17 protein-coding genes are annotated in these 14,605 nt (G+C 54.0%); 12 read left to right on the forward strand and 5 right to left on the reverse strand.

The window, feature by feature from the left end:
• Positions 1-168: 168 nt before the first annotated feature.
• Positions 169-1,287, reverse strand: coding sequence for a hypothetical protein (locus C458_RS18180; protein ID WP_152418140.1), 1,119 nt, complete (start codon positions 1,285-1,287; stop codon positions 169-171).
• Between the two features lie 133 nt (positions 1,288-1,420).
• Between C458_RS18180 and C458_RS17955 the strand changes: the two genes are divergently transcribed.
• Complete coding sequence (locus C458_RS17955; protein WP_081603279.1) at positions 1,421-3,085, forward strand: pentapeptide repeat-containing protein; 1,665 nt, start codon at positions 1,421-1,423, stop codon at positions 3,083-3,085.
• Positions 3,086-3,093: 8 nt separating this feature from the next.
• Here C458_RS17955 and C458_RS14805 read toward each other — a convergent pair whose 3' ends face one another.
• Positions 3,094-3,354 (reverse strand): hypothetical protein, encoded by a 261-nt coding sequence (locus C458_RS14805; RefSeq protein WP_008576932.1) that lies wholly within the window; start codon positions 3,352-3,354, stop codon positions 3,094-3,096.
• 286 nt (positions 3,355-3,640) lie between these two features.
• On the opposite strand from C458_RS14805, the gene C458_RS14810 reads away from it, so the two are divergent.
• Both C458_RS14810 and C458_RS14815 read left to right on the forward strand, forming a co-directional pair.
• Positions 3,641-3,901 (forward strand): hypothetical protein, encoded by a 261-nt coding sequence (locus tag C458_RS14810; RefSeq protein WP_008576934.1) that lies wholly within the window; start codon positions 3,641-3,643, stop codon positions 3,899-3,901.
• 34 nt (positions 3,902-3,935) lie between these two features.
• A complete protein-coding gene (locus C458_RS14815) occupies positions 3,936-4,148 on the forward strand; it encodes a type II toxin-antitoxin system HicA family toxin (protein WP_394295485.1) in 213 nt (70 codons plus the stop codon).
• Positions 4,149-4,151: 3 nt separating this feature from the next.
• Here the strand turns inward: C458_RS14815 and C458_RS17960 are convergent, their stop codons facing one another.
• A complete protein-coding gene (locus C458_RS17960) occupies positions 4,152-4,358 on the reverse strand; it encodes a hypothetical protein (protein ID WP_081603278.1) in 207 nt (68 codons plus the stop codon).
• 130 nt (positions 4,359-4,488) lie between these two features.
• On the opposite strand from C458_RS17960, the gene C458_RS14820 reads away from it, so the two are divergent.
• Genes C458_RS14820 through C458_RS14850 form a run of 7 tightly spaced genes read left to right on the forward strand, consistent with a single transcriptional unit; the run spans position 4,489 to position 9,791 of the window.
• Entirely contained in the window at positions 4,489-4,896 is a 408-nt protein-coding gene (locus tag C458_RS14820; RefSeq protein WP_239638784.1) for a hypothetical protein, read from the forward strand.
• Positions 4,893-5,108, forward strand: coding sequence for a hypothetical protein (locus tag C458_RS14825; protein ID WP_008576939.1), 216 nt, complete (start codon positions 4,893-4,895; stop codon positions 5,106-5,108). The genes C458_RS14820 and C458_RS14825 overlap by 4 nt, the downstream gene beginning before the upstream one ends.
• Positions 5,105-5,635 carry a hypothetical protein gene (locus C458_RS14830; RefSeq protein ID WP_008576940.1) on the forward strand — a complete coding sequence of 177 codons (531 nt, stop codon included), beginning with the start codon at positions 5,105-5,107 and terminating at the stop codon, positions 5,633-5,635. The genes C458_RS14825 and C458_RS14830 overlap by 4 nt, the downstream gene beginning before the upstream one ends.
• Positions 5,636-5,638: 3 nt before the next feature.
• Positions 5,639-7,255 carry a hypothetical protein gene (locus tag C458_RS14835; protein WP_008576942.1) on the forward strand — a complete coding sequence of 539 codons (1,617 nt, stop codon included), beginning with the start codon at positions 5,639-5,641 and terminating at the stop codon, positions 7,253-7,255.
• 33 nt (positions 7,256-7,288) lie between these two features.
• Complete coding sequence (locus tag C458_RS14840; RefSeq protein ID WP_008576943.1) at positions 7,289-7,864, forward strand: hypothetical protein; 576 nt, start codon at positions 7,289-7,291, stop codon at positions 7,862-7,864.
• Positions 7,858-8,652, forward strand: a complete 795-nt coding sequence (locus C458_RS14845; RefSeq protein WP_008576944.1) for a hypothetical protein — start codon at positions 7,858-7,860, stop codon at positions 8,650-8,652. The genes C458_RS14840 and C458_RS14845 overlap by 7 nt, the downstream gene beginning before the upstream one ends.
• A complete protein-coding gene (locus C458_RS14850; RefSeq protein ID WP_008576946.1) occupies positions 8,649-9,791 on the forward strand; it encodes an ATP-binding protein in 1,143 nt (380 codons plus the stop codon). The genes C458_RS14845 and C458_RS14850 overlap by 4 nt, the downstream gene beginning before the upstream one ends.
• Before the next feature lie 756 nt (positions 9,792-10,547).
• Here the strand turns inward: C458_RS14850 and C458_RS18185 are convergent.
• Positions 10,548-11,450: a hypothetical protein gene (locus C458_RS18185; protein WP_152418141.1), complete on the reverse strand. Its 903-nt coding sequence runs from the start codon at positions 11,448-11,450 to the stop codon at positions 10,548-10,550.
• A gap of 38 nt (positions 11,451-11,488) precedes the next feature.
• Between C458_RS18185 and C458_RS14855 the strand changes: the two genes are divergently transcribed.
• Both C458_RS14855 and C458_RS18190 read left to right on the forward strand, forming a co-directional pair.
• Positions 11,489-12,154 (forward strand): hypothetical protein, encoded by a 666-nt coding sequence (locus C458_RS14855; protein ID WP_152418142.1) that lies wholly within the window; start codon positions 11,489-11,491, stop codon positions 12,152-12,154.
• Positions 12,147-12,497: a hypothetical protein gene (locus C458_RS18190; RefSeq protein WP_152418143.1), complete on the forward strand. Its 351-nt coding sequence runs from the start codon at positions 12,147-12,149 to the stop codon at positions 12,495-12,497. Before C458_RS14855 ends, C458_RS18190 begins: the two co-directional genes overlap by 8 nt.
• Positions 12,498-12,767: 270 nt before the next feature.
• Here the strand turns inward: C458_RS18190 and C458_RS14860 are convergent, their stop codons facing one another.
• Positions 12,768-14,399: a hypothetical protein gene (locus C458_RS14860; RefSeq protein WP_008579715.1), complete on the reverse strand. Its 1,632-nt coding sequence runs from the start codon at positions 14,397-14,399 to the stop codon at positions 12,768-12,770.
• Between the last annotated feature and the right edge of the window lie 206 nt (positions 14,400-14,605).

The raw sequence follows: 14,605 nt of genomic DNA on the forward strand, positions 1-14,605 counted from the left end.
TGGTCGTATCCAGACGACAGAAGTAAGTCGGGGCGAACGGTGTCACCAGACTCATTCAAAAATTCGGGATGTATGATCTCTAAATCATATGTTGAGTCCTTCAAGAATGAAGGCCAGTGACCAATATCTCTCACAAATCCGAGACAGATATTTATCAGACGAGTTTTTTCAGATAATTCGATCATTGTCCCCTCCCTTCAGCTCGGCTTTTGAGTCGAAGTAATGTTGAATATTTGTATACAATCTGAGGACAACATTACCACAACTTTCCTCTGGGAGATAAATCCTCATCCAATGAGGAGATATCTCGAAATTTATTTTGTCGCCGGTATGCATATCGACACCTGCGATAGTGTAGTAATCTTCTTCTTTCTTCGATTTGATTCCCCAAAGCCGAAATGGTTTTTTCGACGAGAATAACTCATCAACAAATCCGTCCAAGTTCGTTATTTCTCTACCAAAATCTAAAACTATCGGGCGGCCTGAGATATGCAGCCCTCCCCCACGACTCTCATATGAGATGCTGTAGTCTTGTTCAATAGTATCTAGTAGTTTTTGGTATCGATCCATTACCTCCCTGACCTGTTTGAAATGGCCCTCCACGGATTCACCTCTGGCCGTGAATTTTGACTGGTAAGTGATATCACTAATTAGGGTGCGTCCGCCAAAGTCTCTCTCGACCCCAACATTAGATAGAGTAGTAGATCCACTAATATTCTCATCAGCTCTCAAAGTAGAGAGTACTTGATTGGCTGTATCTCCCCAAAGACGCATTGACAAGCCTTTCACACCGGACTGATTTCCAACAATTTCATGGAATTCGTCTTCATATTTTAGAGAAAAAGATCTGAAATTGTTTTTGGGTAAGTTAATGAAGTTCTCCAAGAATTGGTTGGAAAGCCAAGGGTGGTCTAAATCCGTAAATCGTGGAAATATGAGGCTATCAACTAGTGAGTCGGTTGTGGTCGACTTTTCTAAACTGTGAATCGCCCAAAATCGGTCCGAAAGACGATCTACAAACAGATAGGCGGTGTTTTGTTCCCCATGTGTTTTTAATTTCAGGAATCCGTGGTCTCGCGTGTCCTCAACAATGAACTTTGTATCACCAATCTCTTTTGACCCCGGTGCATAGATATCGCGGTTAGATTCAATTAGATAGGTTTTTAGATAATTCTGGCCCTCTTCCAGTTGCTTTTCTTCAGCAACAGAACCATATGAATTCACCATTCGCTCATGGAGGGCGTCTTTAAGATCCCGCCTTGAATTCACGTAGCTGAGAGCACTCACTCTACTCCCAGATTGACTCTCCATCCATAATAAGCCTTCACAAAGCCAACAGTAAGGGTGATTTTATAAACATATGCTATAGTTAACACACAGGTCACCGTGGGATGTCCCTCTGGGATCAGGTAGTGAAAACATGACTGGACAGCGTTGTTGTTACTCGTTTACATGGCAAGACCAATTCTCTGAGGAATTCCAATCGATTGGTGAACTCAATCGACATAGAACGCCAGATGGTGATGAGTTCAAAGTAGCAGTGTTCAACGGAAAATTAATTGGAGAGCATTCTTGCTGCAGACCCACAAAAGGAGATGACAAATTCTGTCCACTACATTCTGAGTCTAACTACAATACAAAAATAATCAGAGAAGAGCTTACATTTTCAAAAGAAATTCCAATATTCGAAGCAAAAATTGGAGGTTACACTTTCAGGGATTTGGATCTTGATGGCTATGAAATCTATTTCTCGAGTTTTCATGAGTCAAGAATAGACAATTCAACTTTTGAAAGAGGAATACTAGTCGGATGCGATTTTTCAAACGCTGAATTAAATAACGTCGATTTTAGTAAATCAAGACTACATCACACGAGATTTGTCGATGCCGACATTGACATCAATTCGCCTCTTGGGGAGCTTACCAACTTCGCTAAATCTGACTGTTCGGGGGCGAATTTCGTTGGGGCTAACTTTGAGGAAGCAAATTTTAGTGGGTCCAAGTTCAATAATAATAGCCGTCTTTGTAAATCGCTGATTGGGGCAGATTTCAGTTTCGCAGATCTTAGTGAAACCGAGTTTAGAGGTCTCATGCTCCATGGGAGTGATTTCACAAATTCAGACCTAGGCCATATTAAGTGGGAGAATATTGAGTTCGAAAACGCAGATTTTGAAAACTCATATCTATTTGATGCAGACATTTTTGATTCAAATTTTGAACGGGCATCTTTTTCAAAAGCAAATCTACAAGAAGCAAAGTTAGAGAACTCAGAAATACACTCAGCAGTTTTGGCAGATGCAATAGTCGACCACGGGACAGAGTTTGATGATGAATGTCTCTATGAGAAGAGGCTAAAAGGAACGAACCACCAAAGAAACGCCGCCGAAATCGCTCAGAAAGCTGCCTGGGTTTATCGAACACTTTCTCGACTCTGTGAAAATAATGCACTGACGGACGATGCTCAGGAATACTATATCAAAGAAAAAGACATTCAAAGAAGATCACGTTGGATCCAGTACTGTGGTATCGTTAACTCAGAACGTTCTGGTATCTCTGCGTTCTTAGAAACAAAATTGAAATACCTGATTCGGTTAATATCCGGATCCTATGTTTTGGGCCGAGAGAATACGGAAAGTGAAGGAGAGTACTCAGAATTAAGCGCTCGAAACGACATGGCTGAGGGTAGTCAAACTGACTTATCAAAAATGAACCGGCGTGAGACAATAAAGTCAGAGATGTCGAGATTGGTTATTGGATACGGAGAAGGACCCTGGAATGTGATCTTTTCATTGGCTTTTGTAACATTATTCTATACATTGATATATCCGATATGGGGGATCAAGACTTCGAATGGTGTGATGAAGTATGAATGGAAGTTAGAGACACTGTTTACACTAACACCAGCTGTTCCAGTCGATAGTTGGCTCACAAGTCTATACTTTAGTGTAGTTACTTTCACGACACTAGGGTACGGGGATTTACAACCACACGGTTTCTCTCGTTACGTAGCCGCATCTGAGGCGTTTATTGGTGCCTCGTTATTGGCATTGTTGGTCTTTGTGCTGGGAAGAAGAGCAACTTGGTGATTAGTGAATTATCGCCACTGACTCTCCAAACTCGTCCGATACCGCATCCCCAACACCGACGTATTGCAACAGTCCTTCACCGTCTGCGGCGGGTACGAATCCCGAACGTCCTCGAGATTTTCGTAGCTCTCGATCAAGTGTGTGAGCGCCGCGTCGATCACGTCACTCCGCGGCGGGTCGTCCGACGCATCTCGCGCCACGATCTCGCTCGCTTTGTCGAACAACAGCTGCCGTTCGTCGGTCAACTTCAGGCTGGTACGCTTGGTCATTTATGAACTACCGTATGCTCCGGGGGTCGATTTGCGTGCATCTCGAGTGAACGAGCGTCGATTCTTCTTATACTCTGGGTGACCCGTGACTGCGACCGCGTCAGGCACCTGGTTGAATCGGTCTGAATCTATGCACGGTACTCGCCGTTGACGGCGGTGAAGGTGCATACATCGAGGATGCCGTATACATTCACGCCTGACCCCGTGGGGGCGAGATTGAGAAGGGGTCTGCACGGGGCTACTCGCCGTCCGAACGCTTATCCTCTGAGACCGATTCGAATTCAGTATGGCTAGTGCGACCCGTGATGATAACGGCGAGGAGGGCGTCGAGTTCATCCACGAGGATGACGGCAGTATCACCGCCCGAGACATCGAGACGGGGATCGCATCCTTCGGCGAGACGAAGTCTGAGGCACTTCGGATGCTCTCGGAGGCACTTCTGCTGCACGAGGGGGGTGGCGAACCCGTCACGGACGAAGACCTCGAGGAGTTGGGACTCGATCCTGACGAGTTCGACGACCGAGAGCTTCCGGACTTCATGCAGTAACGTGGCGCGAACGACCTTCTCCGGCCGGGAAGTCGTGAAGGCGTTAACCCGTCATGACTTCGAACCCGCTGGCCGAACCGGGAGCCACGTTCAGCTGCGGTACGAACATCCCGAGACTGACGAAGTTCGAACGGTAACCGTACCGATGAAGTCAGACATCCCGACCGGAACGCTCCAGTCCATCGCCAAGCAGTCCGGCGCGAAGGACTTCCACTCGTGGTGCGAGTGGATCGAACGGACGCTGTAACCGTCATCGGTGTGGAATCGATTCAGGGAGCTCTGCGATTCCGCCGTCCGTCACGTTCCGAACCACGTACACGCCTTCGTCGAGACGCTGTACGTGCATCTGTTTCCCCTCCGGTGCTGTACCGTCCTCGAGAACACCACCCATCTCTAACTCATTTTTATCCAGCGCGATCAGCGGTGTCCCGTCGTGATTTCGAAGTTTTCTGAACATCGCTACCGCGGTCGGCCACCCGCCTGTACTTAATCCTTCGGACGGGGTGAGAATCTCAATAGGACCACGCACCAAATCCTCCGGAATTCCTGAATGTTATTGCACGACGGGTAGCCGCCGTCTTCGTATCATGTCCGTAATGGAGTTCGACCCGGAAGACGCCGCGGCACTCGTCGCGACGTTCATCGGGACGACGGCAATGGCAGGAATCGCATCGTGGTCGCTGTTCGACGTGACGCTCTCGGACGTGGCGTTCCAACTCGCGGGCAACGACGTGACGTTGGCGACGCTTCTCACGTTGGTCGCGCTCGGCGTCACCATCCTCACGAACGACAACGCCGAGTTGTCCAACCTGCACCAGCAGGCGCAGGAGCTCGACAACTACTACTACTACAGCATCGTCGCCTCGGTCGGTCTGCTGGTCGGGTGGGTTTTCTTCGGTGACGTGAGCTCGTTCGTGCAGTCGCAGGACCTCTGGGGCGTCGGCTACGTCGCTGTGAGTCTCACCGCGCAGATGGCGATCGGGTGGATGCTATGAACCTTGATCTCGACGACTTCGATCTCGAAACGGTCGCAATCATCGGTGCGGGCGTCGGTTCGCTCGATGCCGGCCTGTCGGCCGCGACTGACATCACACTTTTGTCGGATCTGCTCGGTGGAAGCCTCGAAACCGGACTTATCGCCGTCGGTGCGGCCGGTGGTGTCGTCATCGCGGACAAGCTCGGCCTCGTTGAGGTGTTCGAGTCGTGAGGCGCGGTCGCGCAACCCTCGCGCTCGTCGGCCTCCTGGTCGTGGCCGTCGCTGCAATCGCCTTCGTGGGTCTCGGCGCGGCGACCGTGACGACTGACTCGGCCAACTTCACGAGCGTCGGCAACGACACGCTCGCAAACCAGACCATCGACGTGACCAACGACACGCGGAGCCTCTACGTCGAGTTGGACAACGACACCGCGACCGCCTCCGAACCCGTCGAAGTCGCGGTCTTCGAAGTCGACGCTGACGGTAACGAGACCGAAGTCGACCGCGTGCAGATCTCTGCAGCGGACGGGACGACCGAACTCTACGAGTTCGACGCCCTCGACCCGACGAACGTCTCGACCTACCGCGTCGAAGTGCTCGGAACTGTATCGGCGACTGACTCGTCTGCCCTCGACGTGGGGACGGTCGCGGCGGTCTCGTCCGGTGGTGGCTTCCTCGGTGGCTCGTCCGGTGGTATCGGAATCGGTGCGATTGCAGTCGTCGGAATCGGCGGCTATCTTGCTCTCAAGGAGGACTAACCGATGCTCCGACTCGCAACGACTTACGCCGCCGTCGGTCTCGGCGTCGGCTCTGCCTACCTCGCCGGGGTCCACGGCGACGTGCCCGTGGCCTCGGTTCTCGCCGTGCTCTCCGTCTTCTTCGTCGCGCTTCGGCTCTCGTTCGGCGATGTTGTTCGGCTCGGCACGCTCGACACTGGTCGGGTCAAGATCGTGTGTCGGAAGGGTTCGACTCTCATCGCTGTCGGCCTGCTGGTCACGACCGCGGCCACAACCGGCGTTGTGCCGGGCGCGTCGCCTGTCGGCGATGCCTCGGCGGAGTGGGTAGACTGTAACCTCACCAACCCTCTGCTCGGCGCGGCGTTCAACACGCTGACCGGTGCTGATACCGGCTGTCGCTGGGAGTCTGGTGACCAAATCGACTATGAAAACATCTCGAAGACGGACGCGTACGCGTCGGCTCTCGGTGTTAAGGACGCCTCCGAATCGTACACGACGACGACGAGTAACTTCCTCGAAGACACGCGGTCGGTCGCGTGGTCGAAGGCGAAAATCACTATCGTTAACGAGCTTAACAACGGCTCGACGGTCAGTCAGGCGAAAGTCGCGGCCAATCAGACAATCGCGGACTACTACACCGGCGTTCAGCGGAACGTGATTGCTGATTGGAACGCGAAGACGTACACGCTCGGCTACCTCCACACGGAAAGCGGACTTGCCCTCACTCCAGACGGCTACGCGTACATCAAAGAGTGGGACAACAAGACGTACACGCTCTCAGACGGGTCGTCGATGACGTTGCGAGCGATGGACTACTCGTCGAATGGAGATTACCACGTGGCCCCTGAGACGACGATTATGCCACGCTCGACGGCCGACCCCGGTATCACTACTATGGGGTCTATTCAGGCCGAAGACCCGGATACCGGGTCGACGACTCACGTTCTCAGTGCGAATGCCTACGCCGACATCCTCGACAACACGTACAACCAATCCGACCAGATTCAGGCGAATGTCGGCCAGTACGCTGATGACGCGTACGCGCAGTACCAAGCGGGCGACATCAACACGAGCGACATCCTCGACCCGACGACGATTGCCTCGCAAGCGGCGACCGACTACAACTCGACGGGGTACTACTCGTTTGCCGCTGTGCAACTCGCGTCGCTCGGTGCGTCGGGAGACATCAATGCCTCGCACACTATCGAGACGGGTGACGGGACGACGCTGAACGGGACGCTCTACTACACAGGCGACGACGCGCCTGCTGGTGGCTGGGTCACCGGTCAGACGTACACCGTCTCGAACTTCACGGGTGCGTTCTATATGGCCGTCCAGCAGACCGACGGGAACGGCAGTATCGTCAATCTCGCGGATTACGGTGAGACATTCACCATCACGCAGGCGGTCAACACGCAGACCGGCGAGGAGTTGAACGCGACGCAAGTCGAGACGTACACCTACGACTCGACGAACGCGAGCGCCCTCGCGGACGAAATTGACCGGCTTCGTGACCTTCGCCAAGAGTACGAACAGGCCGGCGATGCCGGTGGTGGCGGTGGAATCGGAATCGGAACCGAGGACCGCCTTATCATCGCCGGCGCGATCGTTGCGCTCATCCTCGTCGCTACCCGGAACTGACCGCTCCGACTACTCTCCCAACCTTTCACACTCATGCGCAGAACCATCATCGCGCTTATCACTCTCATGGCAGTTGTATCGCCCGCACTCGTCGGCACGGTTGCCGCGCAAGAATCAACGAACTCCACGACGACCACCGCGCCGTCGACTACGCCCAAAGCAACTCAGACTATCGAACTCTCTCCGACGACGCGAATCAAATCGTGGTCGTTCTCGAACGGGACGTTCTCACTCGTCGTCGAGGCTGACGTCCCGACGCGGATCGCCATCACTGACGCTGGTGAACTCTCTCGAATCCTCTCCGAGGGAGAGGGAGCGGCAGCCGGGAAAGCCCGCGTCCGACACATGACCTTGACCCCCGGAACAACGACCGTCACGTTCCGTGCCGAATCGGTCGGCGACGCGTCGGCAATCACCGTCTCTTCGTCGAACGCAGACGGAATCGTTGCTATCCGCTCCGACGCGATCAAGACTGGAAACCCGCCCGTTGAGTACGGAACGGTCCAGACGCTCCTCGCGTCGACGGCGGTCGCCGCGGCCGGTGGAACCTTCCTGTGGGTTCGCAAGAAGCGCGACGAGAAGCAGTTGGAGGTTGAGCGGGAATGGTGAACGACTGGGTGAAGCTCGGTGCTGTGGGCGCTGTCCTCGCCTACTTCGGCGGGTATCAATTCCCCGCGTGGGCACCACTCGCCGCGTCCGGTCTCGTCATCGCTGGAATCGGTGCGTTGTTCGCGACGGGGAAGATCAACGATCTCCTCCCCGACCCACCTCGGGTGCGTCTCGTACAGGTGAACGCGAACAACGACGATCCGTTGGCGTGCTGGTCTCTGTCTCCGGACAAGTTCGCAGAGATGCAGGTCGAATGGGGACCGCTGTATCCACACGAGCAGGCTCACGGCGATGTGTACGAGTGCTACGCGTATGATGCATCCTCGAACGTCGCAGTTGGTACGTGGCGGCGTTCCCTCCCCGGTTCGTCACTCGTGGGGCGGCACGATACGGACGACGTTCTCGACGTAGTTGGAGAGCTTCGCGGCGATCTCGAACCGGCGGCGCGGAGAGGTCAAGAACTCAGACAGGCGCTTCCGGCTATCGTCAGGAGAGTGAAGCACGATACGATGGAGGCACAGAACGCCGCGCTCGACCCATCGGCACCGATGATCACCGACCAGCCGACGGTCGACGAGATCATCACCTCCGAACTCCCCGAAGAACTCCGTCCCGGCCGACTGCAGAACGGTGACCTCCGTGATCTCCTCGAGGCCGCGAGCGACCAGGACGACAATCAGGGTGACTGGGGCGATGGTCTCGGGATGGTTCTTGACGACGACCTCCCCGATGATGCGCTCGAGCCCGTTCCTACTGACCCGCTCGTTAACGACGGTGGTCACCGATGAGCGGACGCAAGCAGGGTGATTCGGCGGTCTACGCAGCGGCACAGGGCCGCGAGTTCCTTCGGGGCGCGCTTCGCGACAAGAGCAACGAGTACATTCGTGAGTTCGCCGGGATGATCGACGATCCCGATGTGCTCGACTTTCTGAATCGCTACTGCTCGATCTACGAGGAGCGCGGCAAGAACTTTCTCGAGACTCACGTCGGTCGGCACGTCGTCCGGTCGGCCGCAACGTCGATGGCCGACCGTGCGTACCGCGAGGGGAACGTCTCGCAACTGCAGGGTATGGTCGGGCTCACTAACCAGAAACGGGACGGCTCCGAGGCTATCGTCGAGGCGGCGAAACGACTCGCCGACGAAGGAGCGATCTATCTCGTTCTCGGTCCGCCGGGCGCAGGGAAGACCGCATTCGCGCTCGACGTGGCGCGCGTGTTCGGTTCCCTCACGGGCGGCACCGTCCTCGCTAATGTCGCGTGGGACGGCGCAGACCGAGTGACGACATCTTCCGGTTCGATGCTCGACGCGATGGGTTCGACTGATGGACAAGTGCTACAGCTCATTGACGAGGCGGGGCAGTCGCTCACGTCTCGAGGGGCTGAAGCAGCGATCACCGACGAGTTCGTGAAATCGCTGAAGTACGTCCGCAAGAAGGAAGACGGCGATACCTACGCGAAACGCGGCTCGGTTCTGTTGATCGGACACACGAGAAAGGACACCGCCGCCGAGATTCGTCGACTGGCATCGGGCGCGTTCGTCAAACCGACTCGGAGCGACCCCGGCCGCGTTGTCTTCCTCGATTCCGAGGGTGGTGCAGACTCGTTCGAGGAAGCCGCCGAGTTCACCGGCGTCACGGATACGCGCGAGAAGTACGATGAACACGAAGCGTCTCACTTCTCGGTGACGCTCGACGACGACGGTGACGACCAGGACGACTCGCCAGACCCGAACCAGATTCGATGGGAGTCTGCCGTGGCGACCGTGATCAAAGCGTGCAAGCCGTGGGATGAAGAAAACGGGATGAGCTATCCTGACGCGGCCGAACTCGTCAGCTTCGGAGATTCATGGGTTGGGAATCGCGTCCGCGAGTGGAAACGTGGCGATCATCGAGACATCGTAAGCGGTCCGGAAGGCGATTTCGAGTGACGGCGGTGACTTTGGGTAGTCGCCACCACCATCGACCCCCCGAACGGCGTATAATTACTTATCTACTGATGCGCCGCTGGCTGCCCCCGGTGGTGGTCCGGTCCCGGTTGAACCAGAAAATTGCTCTCGGTCCTCGAGGAGATCGGCGCGAAGACGTGGTGGGTCAAAGGCCAAGCAAAACGAATCTTGACTTGCTTACTCTTTCGGTAGGGTCGGTCGCTGCTATCGCGGTGGTTCGTCAGATGTTCACCGAGATGGTTGTCCGATGAATCGTTCTCGAAAGGCGGCACACTATGGCCGACTTGCGGAAGAGGTGGCAGTTCGTCGTTACGGCCTCAAGTCGACACATACGAGCTGGCACGATGCCAGAACATCAGACGGCCGCCCGGTGGAAACGAAAGCGACGATGCTGAACCGTGGGGATGGAACGGAAGGTCGGTTCAGAATCTTCGAGCAGTATCACAAGCGACTCGTCCAAGCAGACGGGCTCTATGTTTTCGTACCATACAAGGCGCGTGGGCGTGGGATACAGGTTGTGGATACTCGGTCGGTTGAAGCAGGGAATCTGCGACTCAACTTCTATAGTGCAGGTGGGCACCGTGGATCGAAACAGGTGAAGATCCATCCACGTCTAATTTTTCGTTAGTTGTTATCCTGTCGTGCCTCACCTCGTTCACTATTGCGCCTGTTACGATTAAGAAAAGATCGGCTTCAACCAAGCCTTATTATTGCATATGTTCGGTCTGGAAGGTCTTCTCAGCCTTTCAGCCTAATGTGATGCGTTTGTTCTACGTCCCCGTGGAATAATATCTCTACAATGGCCTCTCTTTCTGTTATACTTCTGTCGGAGTCTGATTTACTAATAGATAGGTTTAGGTTAGAACTTTTCCCGGGCATCAACCCTAGTCGGGGTTCCCAAATATTCTCCTCAAGACGTTTCGCACCTTCAATATCTAATTCCAATTCTGCACCAGCGATTGCTCGGAGCTTGATGTCTGACTTTGAGATCGGGCTACTGGTATTGTTAGTGATCCGAATCGGAATCTGATCGCCACTACCTCCGCTAGTGAGGGTGAATTCAACGTCTGGTACCTTCGAATTGAGTGCAGACATTTTGGTAGCAGCTTTGTACGCATAGCATACGCTCGCTATAGCAGATAGTAGTAGTAGGCCAATATTGAACATTGTGCTTTGCAATCCGCTGACAACTTTTGGCATAATAATAGTAATTGGAGATATAAAATTAAGAATAATCTGTGGGAGCCAAGAAAGGATGATGATCAACGCACCCCCCGAGATAACAAACATGAATGTGAATGGCAATATAATCTTGTCAAGTATCTCAATTATATCTCTGTCAATAAATGGTGACAATGTGGTAGATATTATTTTTAACAATAGAAATAACGAAGAGAGTAAGACAAATAGTCTAATATACGTCTCATATTCTGTTATCAGTTGGATATTCTTGTTTAGAGTAGCGATGTAGCCAGATAATATTAGTGTCGCTGTAGCTAATTGTATATTTTCAATCCGCTTTAGATCCTCGCTATCTAATTTATTTGTCAGCTCTACCTTGATCTCATCCGTGGTTTGGGTACTCCCACCGATAGGTAGTCTATTCAATATCTCCACAATATGTATACTCTTGAGTGACATGATTTATATGGTGCGGATTCCTCGCTCAGTTAGAGAGAATGACATCATATGGGCCAAAAGCGATCAGGGTGATTGGTAACTACATTAAGCCAAATTGCACTCTGGAGACCATGAAAAAGATTCACTCTGACTTTACCGGTGAGTCCAAGAAATTCTCTCGGTGGGAGAGGGGGCAGGAGGAATATGGTCAGCAAGAATGGGATGACACCTCCTTTGAAGAATTTCTCAGAATCACAAAGGAAGCAGTAGAGGGAGATATCGAGGAGATATCTGAGGCGTATCTTGATATTTTGGAGCCAGAAGAGATAACAACAGATCTGATTACTGGCAGCTTAGACTCTAATCTAGTTGTAAGTGACGACTCTAGCCGGCGGGAAGGCTTTCAGTATCGGATTGACAAGAAAGGGCATGTTCGTGCATCTTACTATTATTACACATCAGATGTCACTATTACTGAAGACCTTGAGATCGAAGATTTGCCAAACCAAAAGAGAATCCCGATGACTTTCGTTCCCGAACGAAGGTTAGTCATCATTCGGACCACACAACCAGCACTAGTTGGCAAGGCTAAGAAAACAATTGATGAATTAACTGTTCTTGATGTAGACACAACTGGCAATCTGAACCTTGTCGAAGACGATGCTGAAGAGATCGTCCGGTCCTTCATCGACTCATTCAAAACAGAGAGGGATTACGATGAGTAAGAGTTCTGAAGATCCAGTCCTGATCGAAATCACCGAAGTACAGATGTATAACCCTCAAACTGATGACGAACATCCAATCAAAAGAGCAGACTTCGAGGGGATTACAGATATCTTCGATGATGATCAAGTAAACGAACTCCGTGATGAGGGCTGGTTCACTCGTGGGATAACTGGAAAGTTTGAGTATAAAAAACGCGTGTACAAAGTGACTGTTTCTGGTAACAGCCGTCTAGGGTATGTGAAAGTTGAGAACATTGAGGACCTTGACCATGGTCGCGAACTACATACTATTATCAGAGACAAGTATCTCGATAACTTCCGGATATACCCTGAAGTACTGTAGTCTCATTTGATTCCAAAAACGGAGCGACATTTCATCTGCATCACCTGGAGTTGCGGAGACGGAGGGTTATTTTTCTACAGTTGTGACGTTAGTCACACTACCTAAGGGGGCTGTCCCACCGGACGAAAACAGCACCCGCCCGATCTCCTCGAGCGCGGCCGCTCGCGGAGAATCGAGACTCCACCCGAAAACAGGGTTCGGGCGAAAATCGGAGAGTAGTATATAAAAGAGGGACCCGACCGAGAGCGTTGCCACTCAGAAGGCCACCTGCTACAGGTGCTTCTGAGCGACCGTGTTCTGGACAGGACCGTACGCTCGGTCGTAGGTGATGATCGCGTTAAGGAACCGCCGAGAGTCGAGTCCGGCGTCACACCACGCGCTGTATCCTTCCTCGAGCACGTCGGGCAGGTACTCGCCCGTCGCCGCGGAGTTCTTTGACTGAGTGAGTACCGTCCGGATACGAATCCGCACGCGGTCGTCGCGGTCGTCCATTCTGGCGACGACTTCCGCGCCGTAGCGGTTCAGCCAGTTCTGCAGGGCACGACCAGACCGCTCCAGGTCGCGTGGGTCGACGTTCAGAACGTTCTCGATCCGCCCGGCGACCGAGTCTACCACGTCGTCCGCGATGGACACCAGCTCGCGCACTTCCTGCGCGATCTTCGAAGAGACCCACTTCACGACTCCGCCGTCGTTCTCGAGGAGTCCCGAGAGTCGTCGGAGGACGCGGTAGATCGTCGTGGAAGACCAACCGGTCCCATCCTCGAGTTCTCCGACAGGCGTGCCTCCATCGGTTACTGCGAGGTGCTTGAGTACGTCCCTGTCTGAATCAGCGAGTCTCGAGAGTGTGCGCATGATGATCGACTCTTGGGACGCTTCGATCTGCGGCGTCGGGTCATCCCACAGCGCGATAGTCCGGTCGGACGCGACCGCGTTGAAGTGGTCGTCCGAGACGAACCACATCCCCGGCCGAGTCGGGATGTCCGCCCACGCCAGGACGTTCAGCAATTTCTCTTCCAGGTCGCCAACCAGATCGTGCCGGTCGCTCCACGCGACAGCCTGATCTCGATTCAGATTTTTCTTGTACAGCGCACCGAGTTTCGGGTGGTACAGCGGGTCACCGTTAGCGCTCTCGCGAACGTGCTTCGGGTGATAGTGCTTCAGCTGAAGCCCTCGAGGACGGTGCTGGCTGTTCGGGAAGAGATCAGCAATAGCCGAGCGGTCGAGTCGGAGCTGGTGGTTGTAGCCGACTACGTCCTCGTTGTTCGAATCGTAGACGACGTGTGAGCCTTCGATATCGGCCGAGAGCATGAACAGACGCATGAAGACGCCGTCGCGCCTGATGAGTTTCTTCGCCTGATCGCGGTCGATTCGCAGGTAGCGCTCGTGCTGAGTTATCGTCGAGAACTCGTGCGGTTCTTCGGCGAAGTACTTGCGTGACCAGTCGAAGCCGACTTTCTCGCACACCCGCCGCATCACCCACTTGAAGACGTGCGGAATCTCGTCTAACTCGAGGTTGACGACGTTCTGCAGTTTCACGTTCGTCGCGGGACCGAGCGCCGCAGGGACGCTATCCGGTCGGTTCTCGTCGGACCACGCGAGGCGCGGCTGTACGCAGACCGGAAGCTTCCGCTCTCCCTTGCCGTAGGCGTTGATGTCGTACTCGAGAAGCGAGTTCACCGTGTCTGCTTCGCGTGGAGAGAGCCCCGACTGGTGGAAGCCCATCGAGACTTCCCACGTCTCGGTTCCATCCTCCTCGAGGCGGGGCACCTCTACTTCGATCTTCGAGATACCGCCGTCGATGTGGTTGTACAGCTGGCGGACTGCCCAGTACGGTGATGACCCGTACTCACCATAGAGGAGATTACCGCGCGTCTCGTGGGGCGCGCTCGCAACGGAACTCACCGCCGGTCCTCCTCTGCGAGATCGTGGCCGCAGTACTCACAGCGGAAGATGCAGTCACTCTCACGACTGCAGGACGGACAGAGAACCGTCATTGCCACCGCTCCAGATTACCGCCGTGACGACCGCACGCCTGCTGTGGGTCTGGAACAGAGACGGAGAGACCAGCGGCCGACCCGCCTTGCAGACGAATGAGCGTGTCACACTCG

Source organism: Haloferax sp. ATCC BAA-644 (assembly GCF_000336975.1).
GTDB classification, from domain to species: Archaea; Halobacteriota; Halobacteria; order Halobacteriales; family Haloferacaceae; genus Haloferax; species Haloferax volcanii.